This window comes from Flavisolibacter ginsengiterrae DSM 18136, from assembly GCF_059568575.1.
This window is the reverse complement of sequence record NZ_JCANTR010000001.1, coordinates 372,159-397,998: the sequence shown is the minus strand read 5'-3', so window position 1 is coordinate 397,998 and position 25,840 is coordinate 372,159. Positions and strand designations below refer to the sequence as shown.

The 25,840-nt window shown below is 41.8% G+C and carries 27 protein-coding genes and 1 tRNA gene; 21 read left to right on the top strand and 7 right to left on the bottom strand.

Annotated features, from left to right (window positions below; genetic code table 11):
• Positions 1-6 precede the first annotated feature (6 nt).
• The 3 genes from hisC (at position 7) to BP74_RS01790 (ending at position 2,730) form a co-directional block, all read left to right on the top strand.
• Positions 7-1,062, top strand: a complete 1,056-nt coding sequence (gene hisC / locus BP74_RS01800) for a histidinol-phosphate transaminase (RefSeq protein ID WP_496370456.1) — start codon at positions 7-9, stop codon at positions 1,060-1,062.
• A gap of 1 nt (position 1,063) precedes the next feature.
• Entirely contained in the window at positions 1,064-2,230 is a 1,167-nt protein-coding gene (gene hisB / locus BP74_RS01795; protein WP_496370454.1) for a bifunctional histidinol-phosphatase/imidazoleglycerol-phosphate dehydratase HisB, read from the top strand.
• Between the two features lie 110 nt (positions 2,231-2,340).
• Entirely contained in the window at positions 2,341-2,730 is a 390-nt protein-coding gene (locus tag BP74_RS01790; protein WP_496370452.1) for a hypothetical protein, read from the top strand.
• On the opposite strand, the gene BP74_RS01785 is transcribed toward BP74_RS01790, so the two are convergent.
• The 3 genes from BP74_RS01785 to BP74_RS01775 all read right to left on the bottom strand — a co-directional run bounded on the left by BP74_RS01785 (position 2,727) and on the right by BP74_RS01775 (position 4,947).
• Positions 2,727-3,983, bottom strand: a complete 1,257-nt coding sequence (locus BP74_RS01785; protein ID WP_496370450.1) for a metal-dependent hydrolase family protein — start codon at positions 3,981-3,983, stop codon at positions 2,727-2,729. The two genes, BP74_RS01790 and BP74_RS01785, sit on opposite strands and share 4 nt — an antisense overlap.
• Before the next feature lie 85 nt (positions 3,984-4,068).
• The gene (locus BP74_RS01780) at positions 4,069-4,500 is read right to left on the bottom strand and encodes a DUF2147 domain-containing protein (protein ID WP_496370448.1); all 432 of its coding nucleotides are present in this window, start codon (positions 4,498-4,500) and stop codon (positions 4,069-4,071) included.
• Between the two features lie 150 nt (positions 4,501-4,650).
• Positions 4,651-4,947, bottom strand: coding sequence for a GNAT family N-acetyltransferase (locus tag BP74_RS01775; RefSeq protein ID WP_496370446.1), 297 nt, complete (start codon positions 4,945-4,947; stop codon positions 4,651-4,653).
• Between the two features lie 221 nt (positions 4,948-5,168).
• Here BP74_RS01775 and BP74_RS01770 point away from each other — a divergent pair, with 221 nt between their 5' ends.
• The 9 genes from BP74_RS01770 (at position 5,169) to trpA (ending at position 12,612) form a co-directional block, all read left to right on the top strand.
• Positions 5,169-6,626: an anthranilate synthase component I family protein gene (locus tag BP74_RS01770; RefSeq protein WP_496370444.1), complete on the top strand. Its 1,458-nt coding sequence runs from the start codon at positions 5,169-5,171 to the stop codon at positions 6,624-6,626.
• Positions 6,627-6,631: 5 nt separating this feature from the next.
• A complete protein-coding gene (locus BP74_RS01765) occupies positions 6,632-7,210 on the top strand; it encodes an anthranilate synthase component II (protein WP_496370443.1) in 579 nt (192 codons plus the stop codon).
• Between the two features lie 38 nt (positions 7,211-7,248).
• On the top strand, positions 7,249-8,241 hold the full coding sequence (gene trpD / locus BP74_RS01760; protein ID WP_496370441.1) for an anthranilate phosphoribosyltransferase: 993 nt from the start codon (positions 7,249-7,251) through the stop codon (positions 8,239-8,241).
• Entirely contained in the window at positions 8,241-9,017 is a 777-nt protein-coding gene (trpC, locus tag BP74_RS01755) for an indole-3-glycerol phosphate synthase TrpC (protein ID WP_496370439.1), read from the top strand. The genes trpD and trpC overlap by 1 nt, the downstream gene beginning before the upstream one ends.
• A 95-nt stretch (positions 9,018-9,112) precedes the next feature.
• Positions 9,113-9,781 (top strand): phosphoribosylanthranilate isomerase, encoded by a 669-nt coding sequence (locus BP74_RS01750; RefSeq protein ID WP_496370437.1) that lies wholly within the window; start codon positions 9,113-9,115, stop codon positions 9,779-9,781.
• Between the two features lie 2 nt (positions 9,782-9,783).
• Positions 9,784-10,143 carry a cupin domain-containing protein gene (locus BP74_RS01745; protein WP_496370435.1) on the top strand — a complete coding sequence of 120 codons (360 nt, stop codon included), beginning with the start codon at positions 9,784-9,786 and terminating at the stop codon, positions 10,141-10,143.
• Between the two features lie 34 nt (positions 10,144-10,177).
• Positions 10,178-11,383 carry a tryptophan synthase subunit beta gene (trpB, locus tag BP74_RS01740; protein ID WP_496370433.1) on the top strand — a complete coding sequence of 402 codons (1,206 nt, stop codon included), beginning with the start codon at positions 10,178-10,180 and terminating at the stop codon, positions 11,381-11,383.
• 39 nt (positions 11,384-11,422) lie between these two features.
• Entirely contained in the window at positions 11,423-11,845 is a 423-nt protein-coding gene (locus BP74_RS01735) for a DUF695 domain-containing protein (RefSeq protein ID WP_496370431.1), read from the top strand.
• Complete coding sequence (trpA, locus tag BP74_RS01730; RefSeq protein WP_496370429.1) at positions 11,842-12,612, top strand: tryptophan synthase subunit alpha; 771 nt, start codon at positions 11,842-11,844, stop codon at positions 12,610-12,612. Before BP74_RS01735 ends, trpA begins: the two co-directional genes overlap by 4 nt.
• On the opposite strand, the gene BP74_RS01725 is transcribed toward trpA, so the two are convergent.
• Positions 12,612-12,684, bottom strand: a tRNA-Gly gene (locus BP74_RS01725). The two genes, trpA and BP74_RS01725, sit on opposite strands and share 1 nt — an antisense overlap.
• Positions 12,685-12,707: 23 nt before the next feature.
• On the opposite strand from BP74_RS01725, the gene hisH reads away from it, so the two are divergent.
• The 5 genes from hisH (at position 12,708) to BP74_RS01700 (ending at position 16,550) form a co-directional block, all read left to right on the top strand.
• Complete coding sequence (hisH, locus tag BP74_RS01720; RefSeq protein WP_496370427.1) at positions 12,708-13,295, top strand: imidazole glycerol phosphate synthase subunit HisH; 588 nt, start codon at positions 12,708-12,710, stop codon at positions 13,293-13,295.
• Positions 13,295-14,014, top strand: a complete 720-nt coding sequence (gene hisA, locus BP74_RS01715; RefSeq protein WP_496370425.1) for a 1-(5-phosphoribosyl)-5-[(5-phosphoribosylamino)methylideneamino]imidazole-4-carboxamide isomerase — start codon at positions 13,295-13,297, stop codon at positions 14,012-14,014. Before hisH ends, hisA begins: the two co-directional genes overlap by 1 nt.
• Before the next feature lie 2 nt (positions 14,015-14,016).
• On the top strand, positions 14,017-14,775 hold the full coding sequence (gene hisF / locus BP74_RS01710; protein WP_496370423.1) for an imidazole glycerol phosphate synthase subunit HisF: 759 nt from the start codon (positions 14,017-14,019) through the stop codon (positions 14,773-14,775).
• A gap of 93 nt (positions 14,776-14,868) precedes the next feature.
• On the top strand, positions 14,869-15,468 hold the full coding sequence (gene hisIE, locus BP74_RS01705) for a bifunctional phosphoribosyl-AMP cyclohydrolase/phosphoribosyl-ATP diphosphatase HisIE (RefSeq protein WP_496370421.1): 600 nt from the start codon (positions 14,869-14,871) through the stop codon (positions 15,466-15,468).
• A 2-nt stretch (positions 15,469-15,470) separates the two neighbouring features.
• A complete protein-coding gene (locus tag BP74_RS01700; protein ID WP_496370419.1) occupies positions 15,471-16,550 on the top strand; it encodes a redoxin domain-containing protein in 1,080 nt (359 codons plus the stop codon).
• A gap of 511 nt (positions 16,551-17,061) precedes the next feature.
• Here the strand turns inward: BP74_RS01700 and BP74_RS01695 are convergent.
• Entirely contained in the window at positions 17,062-18,171 is a 1,110-nt protein-coding gene (locus BP74_RS01695) for a DUF2911 domain-containing protein (RefSeq protein WP_496370417.1), read from the bottom strand.
• 219 nt (positions 18,172-18,390) lie between these two features.
• Here BP74_RS01695 and gmd point away from each other — a divergent pair, with 219 nt between their 5' ends.
• A complete protein-coding gene (gene gmd / locus BP74_RS01690; protein WP_496370415.1) occupies positions 18,391-19,500 on the top strand; it encodes a GDP-mannose 4,6-dehydratase in 1,110 nt (369 codons plus the stop codon).
• A 2-nt stretch (positions 19,501-19,502) separates the two neighbouring features.
• Complete coding sequence (fcl, locus tag BP74_RS01685) at positions 19,503-20,441, top strand: GDP-L-fucose synthase (protein ID WP_496370413.1); 939 nt, start codon at positions 19,503-19,505, stop codon at positions 20,439-20,441.
• On the opposite strand, the gene BP74_RS01680 is transcribed toward fcl, so the two are convergent.
• Both BP74_RS01680 and BP74_RS01675 read right to left on the bottom strand, forming a co-directional pair.
• Positions 20,442-22,328, bottom strand: coding sequence for an Nramp family divalent metal transporter (locus tag BP74_RS01680; protein ID WP_496370411.1), 1,887 nt, complete (start codon positions 22,326-22,328; stop codon positions 20,442-20,444). It lies immediately after the preceding gene.
• Positions 22,312-22,977 (bottom strand): metal-dependent transcriptional regulator, encoded by a 666-nt coding sequence (locus BP74_RS01675; protein ID WP_496370410.1) that lies wholly within the window; start codon positions 22,975-22,977, stop codon positions 22,312-22,314. The genes BP74_RS01680 and BP74_RS01675 overlap by 17 nt, the downstream gene beginning before the upstream one ends.
• A gap of 100 nt (positions 22,978-23,077) precedes the next feature.
• On the opposite strand from BP74_RS01675, the gene BP74_RS01670 reads away from it, so the two are divergent.
• Together BP74_RS01670 and glgP are read left to right on the top strand one after the other, a co-directional pair.
• On the top strand, positions 23,078-24,046 hold the full coding sequence (locus BP74_RS01670) for a hypothetical protein (protein WP_496370409.1): 969 nt from the start codon (positions 23,078-23,080) through the stop codon (positions 24,044-24,046).
• A 69-nt stretch (positions 24,047-24,115) separates the two neighbouring features.
• Positions 24,116-25,822, top strand: a complete 1,707-nt coding sequence (gene glgP, locus BP74_RS01665; RefSeq protein WP_496370408.1) for an alpha-glucan family phosphorylase — start codon at positions 24,116-24,118, stop codon at positions 25,820-25,822.
• Positions 25,823-25,840 lie beyond the last annotated feature (18 nt).

Sequence of the window (25,840 nt, the reverse complement as noted above, 5' to 3'; positions counted from 1 at the left end):
ACGACAATGAACTTTGATTTGAATAAACTGGTTAGGCAAAATATCAGGGATCTGAAACCATATTCATCGGCTCGCAGCGAGTATAGTGGCACAGCCAATGTGTTCCTGGATGCCAATGAGAATAGTTATGGTTCGCCATTAACTAAATGGTACAACCGCTATCCCGATCCATTGCAATGGGAATTGAAAAAGAAAATTGCTGCCATTAAAAATGTGCCGGCAGAAAATATGCTCCTGGGTAATGGCAGTGATGAATGCATTGACCTGTTGATACGTGCATTCTGTGAGCCTCAAAAGGATAACCTCATCATTTGTCCACCTACCTATGGCATGTACGAAGTTTACGGCAACATCAACAATGTGGAGGTGAGGGAAGTGCCGTTATTACCCGGCTTTCAGTTAAACCTGGAGGCCATTGAAGCAGCGATCGATGAAAACACTAAGTTGATCTTTATATGTTCTCCCAATAACCCTACCGGCAATAGTATGGAAAGGGAGGATATTGAAATAGTCCTGAATAATTTTGAAGGAATAGTTGTACTTGATGAAGCCTATATCAATTTCAGCAGGCATCGGTCCTTTGTTGCCGAATTAAATGAATATCCCAATCTTGTGGTCATGCAAACTTTTTCAAAGGCTTGGGGACTGGCAGCCCTTCGTTTGGGAATCAATTTCGCATCCGGTGAAATCATTAGTATCCTAAATAAGATTAAACCTCCATACAACATCAACCAGGCCACCCAGGAACTGGCTTTAAAGGCACTGGATCACCTGGAGGATGTAAACGCCATGATCAGGGAAACTGTGAAGGAAAGGGAGGAACTGGTAAAAGAACTGGTGCAGATACCCATGGTACAGAAAGTGTACCCATCTGATGCCAATTTTGTTTTGGCAAAAATGGACCATGCCACCCAGGTATACGATTATTTAAAAGAGAAAGGTATTATTGTGCGCAACAGGAGCAATGTGATCCTGTGTGAAGATTGCTTACGTATCACAGTTGGTACGCCTGAACAGGACAAGCAGTTACTGAAAACATTAAAGGAATATAAAACTAATTAAGATGGCAAGCGGACATACAGCAGGCAGGGGAAAACGGGTATTATTTGTTGACCGTGACGGAACAATGATCCAGGAAGTTCCACCATTTTACCAGATAGATTCATTTGATAAAGTATCCTTCTATCCCTATGTATTTAAATACCTGGGAAAGATAGCAGAGGAACTGGATTATGAACTGGTGCTTGTTTCTAACCAGGACGGACTGGGTACAGATAAATTCCCCGAGGAACAATTCTGGCCACCGCATAACCTTGTCATGAGTTCATTGGCCAATGAAGGTATCATCTTTTCTGAAGAATTGATTGACCGCAGCATGCCTGCAGAAAATTTACCCACCCGCAAACCTGGTATAGGCATGTTTACCAAATACCTGGATAATCCTGAATATGATATCGCTCATTCATTTGTTATTGGTGACCGCATCACCGATGTACAGCTGGCCAAGAATCTTCAATGCAAAGCCATCTGGATAAGAAATAATCCCGACCTGGGTGGTGCTGAAGTAAAAGATAGCATGGATGAATTAGAGAAAGTGGTGGCTTTGTCTACGAAAGACTGGAAGGATATCTATGAATTTTTAAAGCTGGGCAGAAGGGTATTCCATCATCACCGCAAAACTGCTGAAACATCCGTTGAGATTGAGCTGAATCTTGATGGATCTGGCAGGTCAAATATCCATACCGGATTAGGTTTTTTTGATCATATGCTTGACCAGATCGCCCGTCATGGCATGCTTGACCTTGACATACAGGTGAAGGGTGATCTGGAGATAGATGAACACCACACAATGGAAGATACAGGCATAGCTCTTGGTGAAGCTTTTATCAAAGCGCTTGGGGATAAAAGAGGCATTGAAAGATATGGGTTTGCTTTACCAATGGATGAGGTAGAAGCCAAAGTATTACTTGATTTTGGTGGGCGTAACTGGATCGTCTGGAATACAGATTTCAGCAGGGAAAAAGTAGGGGATGTACCTACTGAAATGTTCTTTCATTTCTTCAAATCCTTTTCCGATGCAGCACGGTGCAATTTGAATATTGAATGTAAAGGGGAAAATGAGCATCATAAAATTGAGGCGATATTCAAGGCTTTTGCCAAAGCAATCAAAATGGCTGTGAAAAGAGATCCACTCAAACACTACCTGCCTTCAACCAAGGGTGTGTTATAAGACATTGATTACCGTTGCGTTCAATATTAAATAGAAACCTGTTGTTTATACCTGTTTTTATTTGGCACAATTGTTATTTCTTTTTAAATGGGGAATAAAAATTGTGTGTTATGAAAGCGATTCTAAGTGTTCTGGGATTTGTACTTCTTACCAGTTTTTCAGGAAAAAAAGTTGATGTTCTTGATGGCATCTGGACAGGTGTTTACCGTGCGGATAATGTAAGAGAACGTGTGCTGGTTCGATTTGATGATCAAAATAGTGTAGAGTTGTACAATGGTGAGGTGGAGGATAGCAATAAATTCACCGGGACCTACGAACTGGTAGGCGATACCCTTTTGAAATTTTCCTACCAGACCCCGGATGGAAAACATTTTAGTATGCACGGTACCGTTAATAAGAAAAGAAATTATGTGGATGGTACCTGGGAAGCAAGTGATAAATTAACGGGTAGCTTTTACCTGAAAAAAGAAAAGATAGAAGAAATGTTTGTTCAGCCCTAAGGATTGACATAGATCTTTCCTTCCTTCATTACTAAAATCAAGTTACGAACATCCGATATGGTTTTCGAAGGATCACCTTTTACGGCAATAATATCGGCAAGCAATCCTTTCTTTATACGGCCTGTTTTTTCTCCGTATCCAAATACATCTGCATTGACAGAAGTGGAAGAGCGTAATACGTCTAACGGCTTCATGCCATATTCCACCATTAATTCCATTTCCCTGGCATTATCACCATGTGTGAAAACCCCCACATCTCCACCCATGCAAATGGTAACCCCATTTTTAAGGGCTGACTGAAAGCTTTTCTTTTTCGCCGTGATCCGTGCTGGCTCAGGATCAATATTTTTCTTCCAGCCATTATATTGCAATATGGCTTCCCCCGCTGCCAATGTTGGGCAGAGTGCCACATGCTTTTCTTTCATTAAACGAAATATCTCCTCATCACCATCATCACCGTGTTCAATAGTACTGACGCCGCCCAGGATGGCCCTGCGCATGCCTTCCTTGGTGGATGCATGTGCAACGGTTTGTCTTCCACTGCTATTGGCAATCGCTGTGGCTGCAGTGATTTCTTCCACACTGAATGTTGGTGCAGCCAGTCCATCACGACCCCAGCGGTAATCGGCATAGACCTTTATGAGGTCAGCCCCTTTTGATATCTGGTTCCTGGCTTCATTACTCATTTCTTCCTTATTGCCTACTTCCGCTGCACCTTGCGGAAGTTCCAGGTCTGAGTTAGCATAATTGGGACCATAGGCCCCCCTGGCTACAATGGCCTTGGTGGCTATGATCATATGCGGACCGGGAACTATGTTTTTTTCAATCGCTTTTTTTAAACCTGCATCATCATAGGCAGCTCCTTCTGTTCCTAGGTCACGTACAGTGGTAAAGCCTGCCAGTAAAGTGGCCCTGGCATGTTCTACTGCCCTGGCAGTACGTTCTGCCCTGCTTTCTTTTAATACCTGGTCATTCCAGCTTACTTCATTATAGGGATGCAGGAAAAGATGAGAATGCCCCTCAATCAATCCCGGGAGAAGCGTGGTGCCTGCCAAATTGATTATCCTTGTGTTGGCAGGTAGTTTAAAGGTCATGGGGCCACATGCTTCTATTGTATTGCCTTTAACCAAAACGATCCAGTCAGTATGCATTTGCTCCCCGTCAAAAACACGATCTGGTTTTAGCAGGTAAAAGCTGTCGGTTTGTGCAAAAGAATTAGAAAAGCTTAAAAGAAAAGAAAGAAGTAATGCCATTTTCATCATCGAAAGATAAGCATACTATAAACACGTTTTTAATGCTTACATGAAGGATAAAGAGTTGTGAAAGAAAGGCAGCTGATTATTTTACCCTGGTCCATGTGTCAGTCTTTCCCAACAGGGAAAATCCAATATATCCACGGACACTAAGGGTCTTATGATCTTTCAGTCGCATATAGGCGCTATATTCCTTGCCATCGGAAGGATTATAAATACGACCATCAGTCCATTCGCCATCATCATAAATAAAGTCTTTCAACATGACAAGCCCGATAAGAGGATGACTGCGTTTATCAGGGTCTGCATTTTTACGGTCTACTTTGGGTTTTCCGGTAGCATCCAGCGCGTCTTTTAACCATATGATCTTACCATAAAAACGGCTGTTCTGTTTGTATATCTGTATATGGCCTTTTCCTGTACCATTCTTCCATACTCCTACAATAGCATCCGCATTATCTTTTGTTGTAAAAGAATGCAGACCTAATAAGGGAAGTAAAAATAACAGTGCCTTCATAAGTTATATTTTGATGAGTTCGCAAATAGAAAGGCTCATCACCTTTATGTCTAAGATTGTTCCAGTTTAAACTTACTGCTTAGTTTTAACAGGGAAAAGAAAAAGGATGCAAAAATTAATGGAAAGGATGCATATACAATATATAAAATACTAATTCTCAACCTCTGCATATACATCCCTGTATTCTTTTTTCATTTCAAATACCGCCCTGGCAAAAGAGCAAACCGGGAGTATTTTCAGGTTTTGGGAACGGGCAAATTCAACAGCCTTAGAGATCAACTGATCACCTATATCCCTCCCTCTTAAAGTCTTGTCAACTTCCGTATGTTCAATAACCATGGTTCCGGGGGATGTTTGGTCATAGATCAATGCTGCCAAAGTATCTTCATGGCCATCCTGTATAAAAAATTTACCTCCTGACCCGTTTTGTTTATGTTGTACCACCATAGTTATCTGTTAAAGCTTAAAATATTTTTGTCCAAATGCCGTGCCCTTTGCATATTTGCATAGAAATGGTACAGTTAATTAACAAACAGTGGTGGTGGCATACAAACTCAATTGGGGTTCTGTAAGCTATTGCCATAGTTTATTCATCATATTCAGAGCCCCTATAAGGGGCTTTTTTATTGCCTGTACTTTTCAATAAGTAGTATAAAGAAGAAATAAGTATGCAAACAGAGGCTACAACAGTAAATGAATCCAGGATCAGGGGTAAGAAAATAAAGATCACAACTACTATCAGCAGGAAACTGGCCGATGTATACACACCTGTTGGCATATATCTGCGTCTCAGGGATAGGTTCAGGGATACGGTATTGCTGGAAAGTACAGATAGTCATGTGGCGGAAAACAGCTATTCCTTTATAGGCATCAATGCAATTGCAGGTATAGAGATCAGGGATAAGGATAATGTGGCTTTTAAATTCCCGGGACATAATCCTGAAAAGCAGGGCTTTAAAAAAACAGATGATCTGAAAGAGATCCTCTGGGAGTTCATGAACCGTTTTGAAACAGAAAGCGATGATCCCAAAACAGCCCAGTTGGCACAAGGGGTATTTGGTTATTTTAATTTCGAAGCTGCAGGCTTTTTCGAACATATAGATTTCAAACAGGGAGAACCGGTGAATAAGATCCCCCTGGCACGGTATAGATTGTACCAGTATGTCATTGCCATCAATCATTTCAAGGATGAACTGATGTTGCTGGAAAATAAAGTGGATGGACTGGAAAGTGAGGCTGATGTGGTGCAATCACTGATTAATAGTAAAGATGTGCCTACCTATCCTTTTTCATCTGTTGAGGCTGAAACTTCCAATATAGATGATGAGACATACCGCCAGATGGTTTCCAAAGGAATCAAAAGCTGCCTTAGGGGTGATGTTTTCCAGATCGTTTTAAGCCGCCGTTTCCAGCAATCCTTTAAGGGTGATGAATTCAATGTGTACAGGGCTTTACGGCATATCAATCCTTCTCCATACCTGTTCTTTTTTGATTATGGTGATTACAAATTATTGGGTTCCTCGCCTGAATCGCAGTTGGTCATCAAAAACGGGAAGGCAGTAGTGCATCCTATAGCTGGAACCTTTCGCAGGTCTGGAGATGATATAGTGGATCAGCAACGGGCAGATGAACTGTTGGCCGATGCCAAGGAAAATGCCGAGCATGTGATGTTGGTTGACCTGGCAAGAAATGATCTCAGTACCGTTTGCACTAATGTAAGGGTAGAACATTTCAGGGAAGTGCAATATTATTCTCATGTCATACACCTGGTAAGCGAGGTTACTGGTTCTGTTTCACAGGGTACCAATCCTTTTGAGGTGTTGTTCAAAACCTTCCCTGCAGGTACTTTAAGTGGTGCACCCAAGTATAGAGCAATGCAATTGATCAATGAATATGAAACCACCCCCAGGAGCTTTTATGGTGGTGCCATTGGCTATGTAGGTTTTGATGGAACCTGCAATCATGCCATTATGATAAGGACCATGCTCAGTAAAGAAAACACATTGATATACCAGGCAGGTGCAGGCATTGTTGCTGCGAGTGATCCAGAAAGTGAATTACAGGAGGTCAATAATAAATTAGGTGCATTAAAAAAGGCTATTACCATGGCCAATACTATTAATTAAAGCATATGAAGATCCTGGTCTTTGATAATTACGATTCGTTTACCTACAACCTGGTTCATTTGGTAAAGAAAATAGTTACCGATAGGGTAGACGTATTTCGCAATGATGAAATCGCATTGGAGAAAGTGCAGGAGTATGATAAGATCATATTGTCTCCGGGCCCGGGCATACCTTCGGAAGCCGGCCTGTTACTGCCGTTGATAAAGCAATATGCAAAAACCAAATCCATACTCGGCGTCTGCCTGGGTCACCAGGCCATTGCAGAAGCTTTTGGAGGAACGCTTGTTAATTTATCAACAGTATTTCACGGCGTGGCTACCCCTATCCGGATCACGAATAATCATTCGCAGGTATTAAATGGTTTGCCTCAAAATATTAAAGTAGGCAGGTACCATAGCTGGATAGTAAGTGATATATCTTTTCCGGAAGAACTGGAGGTGACGGCAATTGATGAGAATGGGTATATAATGGGTTTACAGCACAAGACCTATGATGTTCAGGGTGTGCAGTTTCATCCGGAAAGCGTACTTACACCTGAAGGGGAAACGATCATGAGAAACTGGCTAAATGTTGTTGCTAAATAGTTTTCGGATGGAGTGTTATTACAGATAAAGCGAATTCAATGAAAAAAATCTTACAACGATTATTTGAACATAAAACCCTTTCCAGGGATGAGGCAAAAGAAGTGATGCTGCAGATAGCAAAAGGCAGCTATAATGACACGGAACTAACTGCGTTTATAACTGTTTACCTCATGCGCAGCATTACCATTGCCGAACTGCAGGGATTCAGGGATGGGCTGCTGGAACTGGCAGTACCTGTAAACCTGGATGGACAGAAAGTGATGGATATTGTTGGTACAGGCGGAGATGGAAAGAATACCTTTAATATATCCACCCTGGCCTGTTTTGTGGTGGCAGGTACCGGTCAAAAAGTGGCCAAGCATGGTAACTATGGGGCTACTTCTGTCAGTGGAGCATCGAATGTTATGGAAACGCTGGGCTATAAATTCAAAAACAATAGTGACCAGTTAAAGAAGGAAATGGATGCTGCTAATTTTACATTTCTTCACGCTCCCCTGTTTCACCCTGCATTAAAGGCAGTAGCTGCCATACGTAAGAATATAGGTTTTCGCACTTTTTTTAATATGCTTGGTCCAATGGTGAATCCAGCAAATCCTGCCTTCCAGTTGGTGGGCGTATATAACCGTGAAATGGCAAGGATATACAACTACCTGTTGCAGGAAACTGGCAACCCCTTTACCATCATTCATAGCCTGGATGGATACGATGAGATCTCCCTGACCAATGACACAAAGGTGATCACCAACAAAGGAGAAAAGGTATTTTCAGCAGAAGAATTAGGAAAGCGTACAGTATCTCCGCTTGATATTTATGGGGGATCTACCGTTGATGAAGCGGCGAAAATATTTTCCCGTGTATTGAAAGGAGAAGGAAGCTGGGCTCAAAACGCTGTGGTTTTGGCCAATGCCGCCATGGCTCTTGACTGTACAGGTGAATTTAAAAATTATAATGAAGCCTATGATACAGCTGTAGATAGCCTGGAAAGTGGCAAGGCCTACCAGTCATTTCAAACTTTAATTTCATTGCAGTAATGAATATCCTGGAAAAGATCATTGCTCAGAAAGCAATTGAAATAGCAGCAAGGAAAAATGATGTGCCTGAACAGGAGTTGGAGAAAGGACGCTATTTTTCCAGGCACACTTTATCACTTCGGAAGAGCCTGCTTGATGAGAATAAAACTGGCATTATTGCGGAATATAAAAGAAGATCTCCTTCTAAAGGCATTATCAACGACAGGGATAGTGTAGAAGCAGTGACAATGGCCTATACGGCTTATGGCGCTTCTGGCATTTCAATATTAACGGACCATGAATTCTTTGGAGGATCTTTGGATGATCTCATCAGCGCAAGGGATAATGGCATTCCGCTTTTGCGTAAGGATTTTATGATAGATGAATATCAAATTACAGAAGCCAAAGCGTATGGGGCAGACGTCATTCTTTTGATCGCGGCTTGTTTATCACCCTTGCGTGTTAAACAATTAGCCCAAAAAGCAAAAGACCTTGGACTGGAGGTATTATTGGAGCTGCATGGTGAAAGCGAATTGGATCATGTTTGTGAACTTGTTGATCTTGTAGGTGTAAATAATCGGAACCTTAAAACATTTGAAGTGAACCTGGAACATTCCACCAGGTTGGCTGAAAAAATTGGGAATGAATTTGTGAAGGTGGCTGAAAGCGGTATCAATGATGTGAATAATATAAAGTATTTGAAAGCCCATGGCTTCCGGGGATTTTTGATCGGGGAGTATTTCATGAAGCAGAAAAGCCCGATGGAAGCATTCAAGAATTTTAGTTACAGTTTATAAATTCATGTATACCTGTTTCAACGATAGTAAAAAGTTCTCAGGGTGCATCGTAACGATTGCTTTAGCTGATATTTTAAACCGGTTAAAAGCAGCACATGAAAGTTAAAGTATGTGGGATGACCACCATGGACCAGTTACACCAGTTGGAGGATATCGGGATTGATTTCGCAGGATTTATTTTTTATCCTAAAAGTCCCAGGTTCGTAGGCAAACAGGGATTAACCGGATCCGAGGTGAAAAAAGCAAAACTTAAATTGTACAAGGTGGGTGTTTTTGTAGATGCTTCGTACGGGGAGGTCATGCGGCAAGTGGATGAGTTTGGGCTTGATATGGTTCAACTTCATGGAAGGGAAACACCTTTCGAATGTTCAAAGATCGCTGACTACATTCATGTTATAAAGGCTTTCCGGTTTATGGAAAATGATCATGTGGAATGGATGATAAAGGATTACTATAGTGATGCTGATATGTTCCTGTTTGATACCGGTGTTCCAGTATCCAGAGAGGAGAGCGGAAACGTAATGCTATATGGTGGCACTGGCAGAAAATTTAACTGGAACCGGTTAAAAGGTCTTTCCATACGAAAACCGTTTTTCCTGAGTGGCGGAATTGAACCAGGTGATGCGCAATTGGTTAAGGATTTTATGCAGGAGCCGGTAGCGAAGGATCTTTTTGTAGTGGATATTAATAGCCGTTTTGAACTGGCGCCTGGCATAAAGGACATGGAAAAAGTAAAGCAATTTAAAAACGAACTCAATTCCTGAATATGGAAAAAGTAAACCTGTTGGAGAAGTTTTCCTTGTTTAAGGATCAATGGGACCCAAAGATCGTTGGAGAATTAAATGGCCAGCATATTAAGCTTGTAAAATCCGCAGGAGCTTTCGTTTGGCACAAGCATGAAAACGAAGATGAATTGTTTTTAATAGTGAAAGGAACATTAAATATGGAGTTCAGGGATAAAACTATCGTATTGGAGCCAGGGGAATTCTTAATTGTTCCCAGGGGAGTGGAGCACAGACCTGTAGCGAATGAGGAAGTATGGATATTATTATTTGAACCGGTAGCTACCCTGAATACAGGTAATGTTGTTGATGAAAAAACAAAACATCAATTGGACAGGATTTAATCTTTTATACTACAAGTCTAGAAATACTTTAATGATGAACGAAACTCAAACTTATATAACACCGTCTCCGCAGGGATACTATGGTCGTTTTGGCGGTGCTTACATTCCTGAAATGTTGCACAGGAATGTGGAAGAATTAAAAACGCGCTACCTGGAGATCATGCATGAAGCAGCGTTTCAACGGGAATACCAGCAATTACTGCAGGATTATGTGGGCAGGCCGACACCCTTATACTTTGCAGGCCGATTAAGTCGTAAGTACAATACAAACCTGTTTTTGAAAAGGGAAGATCTTTGCCATACCGGAGCGCATAAGATCAATAACACTGTAGGACAGATATTGCTGGCGTTGCGCCTTGGCAAGAAACGTATCATTGCTGAAACAGGAGCAGGGCAGCATGGCGTGGCCACAGCAACTGTATGCGCTTTGAAAGGAGTGGAGTGCATTGTTTATATGGGGGAAAAGGACATTGAAAGGCAGGCCCCCAACGTTGCCCGAATGAAAATGCTGGGAGCCAAAGTGATACCTGCAGTCAGTGGCAGCAAAACCCTCAAAGATGCTACCAACGAAGCCATCAGGGACTGGATCAATAACCCATCAGACACGCATTATATTATTGGCAGTGTGGTAGGTCCTCATCCTTATCCCGACATGGTAGCACGCTTTCAAAGTATCATTTCAAAAGAAACACGCTGGCAGTTGAAGGAAAAAACAGGTACTGAATTACCAACGCATGTAGTAGCCTGTGTAGGTGGAGGATCTAATGCAGCAGGAGCTTTCTATCATTTCCTTGATGAACCTTCTGTAAAGATCGTTGCAGTTGAAGCTGCAGGATATGGTATTGATTCGGGAATGAGTGCAGCCACTACCCGCCTGGGAAGAGAAGGTGTATTGCATGGTAGCCGTAGCCTGGTCATGCAAACTGAAGATGGTCAGGTAACAGAACCACATAGCATCTCTGCCGGCCTGGACTATCCTGGTATAGGCCCCATGCACGCCCACCTGTTTGAAAGCGGCCGCGGACAGTTCCTTTCAGCAACAGATGAAGAAGCATTAAAGGCTTCTTTTGAAGTAGCTAAACTGGAAGGTATTATTCCCGCCCTGGAAACGGGTCATGCTTTTGCAGCTCTAGATCAATTGTCATTGACAATGGAAGACAGGGTGGTGCTTTGCCTGAGCGGGAGGGGCGATAAAGACCTGGCAACATATATGAAGGTGATGGAAGAGCAAAAGGGTTAAATCAGTAGAAATAACAGTTATCAAAAAATAGATTTGAAAATGAAAAGTAATAATGCAACATATAGTGGTTTTGAGTTTGAGGTAGATGGATATCCTGCGCTTGCCATCATTAACAGTGATCTGAAAAACCTGGAAAATAAATCGCAATACCCTTATTCTGTATTTATCGAGTTGGTACCGGACAGCTTTAATGAGAATGGACACCCGGAAGACGAAGAGTATGATTATTTAAATGATGTGGAGAAAAAGATCATTGAATACCTGGAAGGTCAGACCCAGACGGTTCATGTGGGTCATACCACGCTTTACCGCACCAGGGAAATTATATTTTATACTAAGGACAGGGAAGCGGTATCTAATTTTTTGGAAAGCTTCCTGGAGACAATCGAGAGGGAAAGTAGCTTTGATATTGAAGAAGACAGCAGCTGGGAAAATGTTTCAGCTTTTTACGAATTACTATGAGCAGATTACATAATTTATTTCAACAAAAGAACAAAAGGATCTTAAATGTGTATTGCACTGCGGGGTTTCCAACCTTGCAAAGCACCATACACATTATGAGATCATTGCAGGAAAATGGTGCAGACCTGATAGAATTAGGAATGCCTTATAGTGATCCTTTAGCCGACGGGCCTGTGATACAGGCCAGCAGTTCAAAGGCCTTGCAAAACGGCATGACGATCTCAACCCTTTTCGGGCAATTGAAAGACTTCAGGAAGGATATTACTGTCCCGGTGATTTTAATGGGATATTTAAATCCTTTGTTGCAATATGGTTTTGAAAAGTTCTGTGCCAAAGCAGCCGAAGTAGGAATAGACGGGATCATCATTCCTGATATTCCCATGTATGAATTTGAACAAGAGTATAGGGCTATTATTGAAAAGTATGGACTGGATTTCATTTTTTTGGTCACTCCTGAAACATCAGATGAAAGGATCAAGAATCTGGACCAGTTAAGCAGTGGTTTTTTATATGCTGTATCTTCTTCTTCTATTACAGGATCTGATAAAGACTTTTCTCCTGTAGAAACTTACCTGCACAAGCTACAGACATTGAAGCTGAAAAATCCAGTGCTGGTGGGATTTGGAATAAAGGATAAGGCAACATTTGAAACGGCTTGCAAATATGCCAACGGTGCTATTATTGGCAGTGCTTATATAAAAGCTCTGGAATCAAATGAAAATGTTGAAGTGGCGACTGAGAATTTTTTAAAAGGAATATTGAATTGAGCGGAAGACGGGACTCGAACCCGCTACCTACAGCTTGGGAAGCTGTCGCTCTACCAGGTGAGCTACTTCCGCTTTGATAACGCAAGAAAGTTACAATGAATCTCGCAATTATAAAATACAATGCAGGAAATATTCAATCAGTACTGAATGCGTTGGAGCGTTTGGGTTACAATGCGATTGTTACTGATGAAAGAGATAAAATACTGGGTGCAGACAAAATCATATTTCCTGGTGTGGGGGAGGCCAGCAGTGCCATGAAAAGTTTGCAGGACAATGGCCTGGATTCCATCATCAAAGAATTAAAACAACCTGTTTTGGGCATTTGTGTGGGCATGCAATTGCTTTGTCAGCATTCCGAAGAAAATGATATAGACTGCCTGGGGATAGTTCCGGTAAAGGTCAGAAAATTCCAGTCGCAGGAAGGTTTGAAGGTGCCGCAGGTAGGGTGGAACAACATTTATAATCTTAAGTCTGCATTGTTTAAAGATGTAGAGAACAATAGTTTTATTTATAACGTACACAGTTATTATGCTGAGGATAGTGCCTGGACTATTGCCAGCTGCGATTATGGAATAACTTATGCCGCCGCCGTACAGAAAGATAACTTTTACGGGGTACAGTTTCATACCGAGAAAAGCGCCCGGACAGGCGATAAGATCATACAAAACTTTTTGAATTTATAATGGAGATCATACCGGCAATAGATATAATAGATGGCAAATGTGTAAGGCTGACGCATGGAGATTTCAACCAGAAAAAGGTCTATAATGAGAACCCGCTGAAAGTGGCAAAAGAATTTGAAGATGCCGGAATCCGGCGGCTGCATCTTGTTGACCTGGATGGTGCCAAAGCAGGAGTGGTAAAGAACTGGAAAGTACTTGAATCCATTGCTGGCAAAACTTCGCTGGTAATTGATTTTGGTGGGGGTGTAAAAACAGAGAAAGATGTTCGGATAGTGCTTGATTCAGGTGCTGTTTTTGTTACAGTGGGCAGTATAGCGGTAAAAGATGAACCATTGTTTTCTTCCTGGTTAAGTGCCATAGGTGCTGAAAAGTTTCTGCTGGGTGCAGATGTAAAGGATGAAAAGATCACGGTAGGCGGGTGGCTGGAGCAAACAGATATTTGGATCTATGATTTTATTGAAAACTACCAGGCCAAAGGCATTACACAAGTATTTTGTACCGATGTTTCCAAAGACGGCGCAATGGAAGGTCCTTCACTGGTTTTATATAAAAACATTGTGGAGAAATTCCCTACACTCCATTTTATAGCCAGTGGAGGTGTCAGTAATATGGATGATGTGTATGCTTTGGAAGAAGCCGGATGCAGTGGCGTTATTATAGGCAAGGCAATCTATGAAGGGAAAATATTATTAAAGGATCTTGTGAAATTGAAACAATAAATATGCTAACCAGGAGGATCATACCCTGCCTCGATATTAAAGATGGCAGAACAGTTAAGGGTACCAACTTTATAAATCTGAGAGATGCCGGTGACCCGGTTGAACTGGCGGCTAATTATGCGCTCCAGGGTGCAGATGAACTGGTATTCCTGGATATTACAGCAACTGTTGAAAAAAGAAAGACCCTTGCAGAACTGGTAAAACGCATTGCGCATACCATCAATATCCCATTCACGGTAGGCGGTGGCATCAAAACGGTGGAAGATGTGAAGGTGCTGCTGCAATCGGGCGCTGATAAAATATCTATCAATACGGCAGCTTTTCATAACCCCGGTATTATTTCAGGTATTGCAAATATGGCGGGAAGCCAATGTGTGGTGCTGGCCATTGATACCAGGCAGGAGGAGGATGGCGAGTGGTACGTGTACCTGGATGGGGGCAGAACCAAAACCGATATGCATTGTTATGACTGGGCGCGTAAAGCGGTGGACCTTGGTGCGGGCGAGATCCTGCTCACATCCATGAATCATGATGGGACCAAGCAGGGATTTGCCCTGGATATTACTAAAAGACTTTCGGAAAGCTTACCTGTGCCGGTCATCGCGTCTGGTGGTGGGGGTAGTATGGAACATTTTGCGGATGTATTTATTAAAGCCAAAGCAGATGCCGCTCTTGCAGCCAGTGTTTTTCATTTCAAGGAAATAGAGATACCAGAGCTGAAAGGATATTTAAGGGAACAAAACATTCCTGTAAGAATTTAACAATTGATTTCAGAAACAACTCATATCCTTTCTCCGGATATTGTTCCTTATACCCAATTGCAGATGCTTCAATAATAAAATACCTTCGCAATAATGAAAGTCGATTTTAAGAAATACGCTGATGGGTTGGCACCTGCCATCGTCCAGGATTATACTACCCAAAAAGTATTGATGCTTGGGTTTATGAATGAGGAATCACTGAAGAAAACAGAAGAAACAGGACTGGTGACCTTTTACAGCCGTTCCAAAAAAAGACTGTGGACTAAGGGAGAGGAAAGTGGTAACCAATTGCAATTAAGGCAAATACTGCTTGATTGCGATAAAGATACCCTGTTGATAAAGGCAGATCCTAAAGGTCCTGTTTGCCACACGGGAGCTGACACCTGCTGGAGTGAAAAGAATCATAAGGAAGACTTTCTCAATTACCTGGAACATATCATTGAATTGCGGAGAACAGGTATCGACGAAAAATCATATGTAAGGCAATTGTTTAACAAAGGAATCAATAAAATAGCCCAGAAAGTAGGGGAAGAAGCGGTGGAACTGATCATAGAATCAAAAGACGTTAACCAAGCGTTATTTTTAAATGAAGCCGCTGACTTATTATTTCATTATTTGATATTATTGCAAGCGAAGGACTGTTCTTTAGCTGACGTTGTGAAGGTTTTGGAACAAAGACACCAATCAAAATAAACATGAAAAAGATACTAATTGCGCTTCTTCTTTTACCTGCTTTTGTTTTTGCGCAGACAAAAGGCTTTACTATAAAAGGGAAAGTGAGTGGAATCGCTGATGGTGAGGTAAAGCTTACCTCCACGCAGGATGCGCACCAGGTCCTGGCTACGGGCCAGGCTAAAGCAGGAGAATTTACCTTACAGGGAACGGTCCCTGAACCAAGCTTGCTTTGGCTGGTAATAGGTGCTGAGCAGCCTATTTATATCTATGTGGAAAACACGGAAATGAAAGTTACGGGCATTAAGCAAGACATCAAAAAGGTCAAAATAGAAGGCTCATCATCGCAAAAGGATTTTGATGAATTTCAAACAACGTTTAATCCGCTAATTGGAGAATTAAATGCTTTTGCTGCACAACTTCAACAGGCAGGAGAAAGCAAAAAGGAAAAGTTAATGGTGCAGTATGATTCTGTCGTATCGCAGATCAATAAGGAAGTAGGAAAGTTTGTAGCCAACAGAAAGAGCTCTTATGTAGCGCCATTTGTATTGTTTGTAACAGCACAATTGAATCCCAATCCTGCCCAGCTGGAACAATATTATAATTCGCTGGATGCTCCTATTCGTAACTCTAATATTGGTAAAAGCTTATCGGAATTCATTGCTTACAGCAAAGTAGGTTCTATCGGAACTCCTGCTATTGAGTTCACCCAAAATGATACAGCCGGACATGCTGTTTCCCTTTCCTCTTTCAAAGGAAAATATGTGCTGGTAGATTTCTGGGCCAGCTGGTGCCGTCCCTGCCGTGCAGAAAACCCTAACGTGGTAAAAGTGTACAACAAATTCAAGAATAAGAATTTTACAGTACTGGGCGTATCCCTTGACCAGGAAAAGGCAGCCTGGGTAAAAGCAATTGAAAAGGACAAACTAACCTGGACGCATGTAAGCGATCTTCAGCAATGGAATAATGCGGTGGCCCAATTGTACCGCGTACAAAGCATACCTCAGAATTTTCTCATCGATCCCCATGGAAATATTGTAGCCAAAGACCTTCGGGGTGAAGACCTTGAAAAAAAGCTTTGCGAACTACTGGGATGTAATTGATCCAGATACTTTACAAAAAATACTTTAACCGCCACTTTCTATTGATCGTGGCGGTTTTTTTATTGGTAACGGTTTCAAACAATCTTGTTTTGAACATTACATCATAATACTATCGATTGTATCAAAATGTAAATTGCCGGAGGGCAATTATTCGTTTGTTTAAAAGTCAAACTTCAAACAAAGAATATAACGGTAAACGACCTACTAAAAATTTAATTACCAGTAAGCTATTCTGCATATTGATTGAATCAATTTGAGCATAATTACATTAATACTTTCTTCCTACCTGCAATATGCTTATCCCATACTTTCCCCGTAGTATCCCCGTACTAAACCCGTACTGTCCCCGTATGCGAACGCGTATAGTACGGGGAAAGTATGGAGAACGTTCGGGGATGGTTTGGTGTATAAGGGAAGCAGGTAGCAGTTTCCCTGCAAGTAACCAGGTCATTGCCTTTATGGGGACATTTCCCAGGGTTACTATAATTTAAAAGAATTGATAGTAAAATGGTCAGTTGATATCCTGGCCTTTCTTTAATTTTTCAATGGCATCAGCAAGGAATTTTCTGTTAGCATCATTGGGCGCCATAGGTTGGGCCATGGTAGCATATTTTAAAGCATTTTTATAATCTCCATTTGCAGCATATCCTCTTGTCAATCCCATTAATGTAGTGAATTGGCCGGGATTCTTTTTGTAGTTCAACTGGAATACTTCCAGTGCTTCCCTGGTTTTCTTTTCTGCCAGTAAAGACCGGGCATATTGATGCACTTCCTGCATGTTGGCTAATGGAAGTGCAGATTTCATCAATGCCTGTGCTTCAGCTGTTCTGCCCAGTTTCTCCAGGATCTGGGCTTTCGTGGCCTTGGGTCCAAAAAGCGCATTACCTCCAAAAGATGGTCCTGAGGCAGAATCAGACCAGAGTAATGCCTGTTCCAAATTGACATTATGCTGCAGGCACCATTGTGCTGCCTGGTCCCAGGCCAGCCAGAAAAACCCTCTTTCGCTTCGGAGCTCGTTTCTGAATGATGTTAACTGGTCCTCTATATAATTAGTGGAGACTTTGAATGGTATCATTGTATTTTCCCATTCCAATGCCACTGTTGCTGTATTTTCTGTCTGGTCAAGGAATTCATATTTCAACCATTCTACTTTTTCATTCAGCTTTACAGGTTTTACTTTCACCTGCAATACATCTTCTTTAGGGTCGTAGTAATAGCTTCCCCAGGAACTTGAGTTTTTTGAAAAGATCAAGGTGCTTTCATTGGGATCATAAGCTATAAAGAATCCATAACGGCCAGCCTTGATGGGTTGACCTTCAATGGTTACATCATTGGAAAATTCAATGGTGGTGTTCTCATTGGCCCCTGCACGCCAGGGAGAAGATTTGCTGGAACCAAATCCGGGATCTATATATCCTGCTGGTATAAGCTGACCCCATATCTTGCCTTCCCTGCCCTTCACACCCGGGCGGTCATAATGTATGGTAATGTCTGTCAGACCCACTCTTTCTCCAACAACTGCTTTTTTATTGCCACCACTTGGCAAACTTGTTAAGGTTATTTGTGCCACAGAAACAAGGCATAATCCCATGAATAAGCATAATGAAAGGATCTTTCTCATAGCAAAGTTTTTCTTAAATCTAATTCTGATTATTACCATACCACTCATTAATTTGACGGAAGCCATTCATGGAAAAGGAATGGTAATGTAAATGGATAAATGGCAGGGAAAAGGCCTTATAATGTATGTTCCTTGAGACGAATATTTAGTTGGGTAACTATTTAATATTTTTGATCCTTATTCTTTATTCAAAAGAATAAAGTTCAATAATCAATCGAAATGGCCAAAGTAGCTTTGATAACTGGTGTGACTGGGCAGGATGGAGCATACCTTTCAGAATTCCTGATCAATAAGGGATATGTAGTCCATGGTATCAAAAGGAGAAGTTCTCTGTTTAATACGGACCGGATAGACCACCTGTACCAGGATCCTCACCAGAAGAAACGCAATTTTATTCTTCATTATGGAGATCTTACAGATAGCACTAACCTGATCCGCATCATCCAGGAAGTGCAGCCTGATGAAATATACAATCTTGGCGCTATGAGCCATGTTAAGGTGAGCTTTGATACACCTGAGTACACTGCCAACACAGATGGAATTGGTACCCTTCGTATATTGGAAGCAGTTCGCCTGCTTAGGCTTGAAAAAAAGACAAGGATCTACCAGGCTTCCACATCCGAATTGTATGGTAAGGTGCAGGAGATACCTCAAACTGAAACAACTCCTTTTTACCCCAGGTCGCCGTATGCAGTTGCCAAACTTTATGCCTATTGGATTACCGTGAACTACCGGGAGGCTTATAATATTTATGCCTGTAATGGCATACTATTCAACCATGAGAGTCCATTACGTGGGGAAACTTTCGTTACGCGCAAGATCACCCGTGCCGTGGCACAACTGGCTCTCGGGCTTACCGATAAACTCTATATGGGTAACCTGGATGCGAAGAGGGATTGGGGTCATGCAAGAGATTATGTAGAGGCCATGTGGCTGATACTGCAACAGGAAAAAGCCGAAGATTATGTGATAGCAACAGGTATCACTACTTCTGTCCGCGAATTTATCAGGATTGCTTTTGAGAAAATCGGAGTGGAGGTGGAGTTCACAGGTACAGGGCTGGAGGAAAAAGGTATTGTGCGTTCCTGTACCGGCCAGTGGGCGCTCAAACCGGGCCAGGAAGTAGTAAGGATAGACCCTGCCTATTTCAGGCCCACGGAAGTGGACCTGCTGATTGGAGATGCCAGCAAAGCCCGGAAACTGGGTTGGGAGCCAAAGACCAGCCTGGACGAATTGATAACAGAAATGGTGGAAGCAGACCTGCATGCCTTCAGGCAGGAAAAGGTGCTCCTGGATTCAGGATTTAATATTAGCCGTCAGTACGAATAAATATGGAAAAGAGCAATAAGATCTATGTAGCGGGCCATAAGGGCATGGTGGGCAGCGCAATAGTAAGAAAGCTTCAAAAGGAAGGATATCATAATTTTTGCCTTGCAACATCAGCAGAAACAGACCTTCGAAACCAACAGGCTGTTATTGATTTTTTTGAACGGGAACAGCCTGAATATGTTTTTTTAGCTGCTGCCAAAGTGGGTGGCATACAGGCTAATAATATATACAGGGCCGAATTCCTTTATGATAACCTGATGATCCAGAACAATGTCATTCACCAATCCTATAAACATGGCGTGAAAAAGTTATTGTTCCTTGGCTCTTCCTGTATATATCCCAAACTGGCACCTCAGCCTTTAAGGGAAGAATATTTATTGACTGGCACGCTGGAAACTACCAATGAACCTTATGCGATAGCCAAAATTGCAGGGATCAAAATGTGTGACGCCTACAGGTCGCAATATGGTTGCAATTTTATTTCAGCGATGCCAACAAATCTTTATGGTCCTAATGACAACTACGACCTTAATAACAGCCATGTGTTGCCAGCCTTATTAAGGAAATTTTTTGAAGCTAAGCAATCCGGATTGGATAAGGTTACTGTTTGGGGTTCGGGTAGCCCAAGACGTGAGTTCCTATATGTCGATGACCTGGCAGATGCCTGTTATTTCCTGATGCAGCATTTCAATGAGCAGGGTTTTGTCAATATTGGTACCGGCACAGATGTAACCATAAAGGAACTGGCAGAGATGATAGGTAATAAAGTGGGTTATACAGGACAACTTGAATTTGATACTTCCAAACCTGACGGAACACCCAGGAAATTAATGGATGTAACTAAAATAAACGCTCTTGGATGGAAAGCATCTATTTCACTTGACCAGGGTTTAGAAAAGATCTATGACCAATACAAAGAGGCCCAAAGTAAAATAGCCTGATTAATTACTTACGATCAACACCGGGATCTTTAACTGGTGTCTCACAGCATCAATGGTTTCTCCGTATAACCAGTCTTTCATGCCTTTATGTCCATGGGCTCCAATGATCAGCATATCGGCATTGGCTTCTTTTACCAGTCGTGGAATGTCCTTATTCCTGTTTTTAAATCCCAGTTTGCTTTCTGCTATCAGCCCTTTACTTGTAACGTAAGCAACATAGCGATCCAGTTTTTCCTGGTCATGCCGTGTTTCATAATCATCTGCTTCTTCTCCCCAGATACGGGCAGGTGCGCTTTCTACGATATGAATGAAAATGATATGTGAAATGCTACTCGCTTGTCCAAGGGCTGAAGCGAGCAATAATTCATCTTTATCGCTAAAGTCAAGCGCAACGGCGATCCTTTTATATACAGGTAATTCCTTATCGCTCAATACAACCGGTGTTTTCTTATGCAACTCCAGTGACACATCTTTTGGCCTGCGCTTAAGCTTTGGAAAAATAATGATCAGCACTAATAAGGCAACGAATAATATCCCTAACAAAACAATGACCATTTTCCAGAAAGTATTATCACTGGTGGTAAAATAATTGGAGGCCTGTTCTATAACCATCCGGATATTCAAATAGACCAGTACAGCCGTAATCAACCAGGCCAGTCCTTGCACCAGTGGTTTGATGGCAAAGATTCCCATTTCTTTTTTATCACTTACAAAATGGATAAGGGGGATAATGGCAAAGCCCAGCTGCATGCTCAATATCACCTGGCTTAGTACGAGCAGGCTGTCAATATTTGATTCGCCATTGATCATTATGACGATCACAGCCGGGATGATAGCTATCAGCCTGGTTAACAGCCTGCGCATCCAGGGGTTGATGCGTATATGCAGGTAGCCTTCCATAACGATCTGACCGGCCAGTGTGCCAGTCACGGTGGAACTTTGGCCTGCTGCTATCAGGGCTACTGCAAATAGTATCGGTGCTAATTCAGACCCAAGCATTTTATTCAATAACAAATGCGCTGTTTTGATCTCTGCCACATCGGTGAGGCCCCGGTAAAAGAAAACCGAGGCTGCCAATATCAAAATGGCAGCGTTGACAAAGAAGGCAAGGTTTAAAGCAATGGCACTGTCAATGAAATTTAGTTTTATGGCTCTCCTGATACCTTCTTCATCTCTTTTGAACTTACGGGTCTGCACAAGCGCAGAATGCAGGTAGAGATTATGGGGCATCACTGTAGCTCCAATAATTCCAATGGCAATGTACAAGGCTGCATCACTGGGTATGCTGGGAATAAAACCTTTCGCTACTTCGCCCAGGTCAGGTTTGGCCATAATGATCTGGATCAAAAAAGAAACACCAATGATGGCTACCAATGCAATGATAAAGGCTTCCATTTTCCGCATGCCCAGGCGCTGTAATAAAAGCAACAGGAATGTATCAAATACTGTGATCAGCACAGCCCATATAAGAGGGATGCCTGTCAAAAGCTGGATACCGATAGCCATACCCAGCACTTCAGCCAGGTCAGTGGCCGCAATAGCTATTTCTGCCAGCCCATATAGACAATAATTTAATGATTTCGGATAGGTTTCCCGGTTGGCTTGTGCCAAATCTCTTCCCCGCACAATGCCCAGGCGGGCTGCCAGGCTTTGCAGCAGTAAGGCCATAAGATTACTCATGAGCAATACCCATATCAGTTTATACCCAAAATGACTTCCACCTGCCAGGTCTGTGGCCCAGTTGCCGGGATCCATATATCCTACACTGACCAGGTAAGCAGGTCCAAAAAACGAGAACATGCGTTTCCACACCGGCATGGAAACAGAGGTTGTATCTACGCTTTGGTGAACCTCGCTTAAGGATTCGTGACTAAAGGTCTTGCTCATATGTAACAAAAATATTTTGGGCCAGTTGTTCACTGATGGTTATGGTGCTGTTCTTCATCTTTATTTCAAGGGAATGATCAAAATCAAAGAATCTTTTGATCTCCAGCTTTGTTCCTATACCTATGTTCTTGTGGTGCAGGAGCTCCAGCATTTCAGAGGATTGATTAGTTACCTGGCATACTTCAGCAGGCCTAAGAACCGGAAGTTGGTGCAGGGGTATTTTGCGGATGCTCCGGATTCTTCCTTTGCTGTCCGGAATGGGATCACCATGAGGATCGTAAGATGGAAAGCCTAAGTAGGCATCAAGTCGATCCACCAGTTTTTTATTACTGACATGTTCCAGTTCTTCTGCCAGGTGGTGCACTTCTTCCCAGCCAAAGTTCAATTTATTACAGAGAAAGTATTCCCACAAACGGTGCCTTCTAATAATTCCCAAAGCTATTTTCTTCCCTTCCGAACTTAGCGTAAAGCCATAATAAGGCTTGTAATTCAATAATTTTTTGGCATCCAGCTTTTTCATCATATCCGTTACAGATGCTGGCTTGGTCTGTAATTTCTCAGCCAGGATATTGGTTGAAACAGTGCCTTCTGTTTCCTGCAACAGAAAGATCGTCTTTAAATAATTCTCCTCGCTGGTAGTATAATTCAAATCTGTCTAATTTAAAATTTAGACAAATCTAAAAAAATCCTTCCAGATAGTATAAAGGAATAATGGTGGTATTTCTGTTATTTTACACCAAATACTACCTATGTATAAGCTTGGCTATGTTTTCTGTTGCCTGGTTCTGTTGGCATGTAATTCAAAAAAGGTAAAGACCAGTACAGAAGAAAATGGATTTACATACGAAGGTTTTTCCAATTTATTTCCAAACACCAAACTGCCTTACCAATTAACTGATACGGGTTTTCAAAAATCAAAAGATACTATTCAGATAAGGTCATCCGAATTTGCTGGTTTCATCGCAGATTCTGTTAAGAACCAAATATTTGCCAGGGGAACAAAGCCTAAATATTATGCCCTTGCCAGGATAGGCGTGCCTAAAGCTGAAACCTACTTTATAGTAAAAGCAGTAAGTGGCTCTAAAAAGGCAGCTCTTTTGATCAGCTTCGATAACCAGGGAAAATATGCTACGAGCTTTCCATTTTTAGTACCTGATGATGATCCAACTACATCGCAATCAAGTTCAATTGATAAATCCCTAACCATTTCCAAAAACATCGTTCAAAAAAAAGGGGGCGAGTTGACTGGCGAAGGGAAAAACGTGTATGTATATAGTGCTGACACAAAGCAATTTATTTTGATCATGACGGACCTTTTGGATGAAAGTAAACGTGATCTTATCAACCCGATCGATACGATGCCTAAAACCCGAAAATTTTCTGGTGATTATCTGCAGGGAAAACGAAGCCTGGTTTCTATTCGAAACGGTCGTACACCCAACCAGGCACTGGCCTTTATACATATTGAAAAAAATGAGAGTGAATGCGTGGGTGAACTGAAAGGTGAGATCTTATTTACTTCTTCCAATACTGCTATATACCGGCAGGGTGGCGATCCTTGTATTTTACAATTTATCTTTACCTCTTCTTCGGTCACTTTAAAGGAAGAAGAAGGTTGTGGAAACCATAGAGGATTGGACTGTACGCTTAATGGTATTTTCACCAAAAAGAAAGAAGCCAAAACTAAAACAACCACTAAAAAAACAACAAAAAAATAGTACTGTATTGTGTAATTGATACACATTATCAGTAATTTCATTACTTTGCCCAGCTATAAATAACAAAAAATGGATTTCAGATCATTTAAAGTTCCTTATCCGGTTGATGACCGCTATTCTAAACGAGTAGCTTATTTCTCTATGGAATTTGCTATACACCAGCCATTAAAAATATATAGTGGTGGTTTAGGTTTTTTATCAGGTTCACATTTACGTAGTGCTTATGAACTGCGTCAAAATCTTATTGCCGTAGGTATTTTATGGAAATATGGATACTACGACCAGGCACGCAACCAGGATCAAACCCTGCAGGTGACCTGGATGGAAAAACAATACAGCTTCCTTGAAGATACCGGGATCAAATTTGAAGTAACCATTCATGAACATCCCGTATGGGTAAAGGTCATGTACCTGCCGCCGAATACATTTAATTCCGCACCGTTGTTCCTGATGACAACAGACATACCGGAGAATGATTATATATCGCAAACCATTACGCACCGTTTATATGATGCCAATGTAGCCACAAAAGTGGCGCAGTTCATTTTATTAGGTGTTGGTGGTGCCAAACTGCTTGACGAAATTGGTTACAACCCTGATGTATATCATCTTAATGAAGCACACGGTCTTTCTGCAGCTTTTTACCTGTACCAGAAATTTGGCAGGAAGAAGGAAGAAGTTAAAAAGAGGCTGGTATTTACAACGCATACTCCTGAGGAAGCCGGCAATGAAAAGCATGATATATACCTCTGTCATAAAATGAGCTATTTCTGTGGTCTTTCAGTAGATGAAGTGAAAGAGCTTACAGGCATGCCTGATGACCAGTTCAACCACTCATTGGCCGCACTGCGTTTTGCGCGCATTGCCAATGGAGTGTCTCAATTGCATGGAGTGGTTTCAAGGCATATGTGGGAGAAGTACCAGGATATATGTCCTATCATCGCTATTACCAACGCGCAGAACTGGCGTTACTGGTCTGATAAACTTTTATACCGCTCAGGAGAAGAAGGACATGACCTTGTGTTTGACGACCGCAAAAAATGGATGAAGAAAAGGGCCTTCGAGATCGTGGCTGACCAGACAGGAAAGATCTTCAATCCAAATGTATTTACCATAGTATGGGCAAGACGTTTTGCAGGTTATAAAAGAGCTGGTTTGATCTCGACTGATAAAGAGCGTTTTGAAGCATTATTAAGCAATACAAAATATCCTGTGCAGATCATCTGGGCGGGTAAACCGTATCCTGTTGATTATCCTGCCATATCTGAATTCAACCACCTGGTGCATTTAAGCAAGAGTTATAAAAATGTGGCGGTGCTGATAGGCTATGAATTGGGATTGTCTAAGAGATTGAAGCAGGCCGCAGATTGCTGGCTGAATAATCCCAGGGTGCCCCGCGAAGCGTCAGGAACCAGCGGTATGACTGCTGCTATGAATGGAGCCGTGAACTTTTCAACCAATGATGGATGGATTCCTGAATTTGTGCATCATGGAAACAATGGATTTGTCGTTCCGCCGGTAGATTATACAGGGATGACAGTACAGGACCAGGATCAATATGATCTTGACCAGTTGTACGAAATATTAAATAAAGAAATGCTTCCCCTTTATTATGACAACCATAATACATGGAGGCAGATAGTGAAAAATGGTATGCGTGATGTGCAAATACAATTTGACAGCAACCGCATGGCTGAAGAATATTATGACCTGTTGTATAAAAAAGAATATGTACCTGTCCGTAAAGGAGTAGTGGCAGATGACATGGCTCATTAAATGACACATTAAACTCCA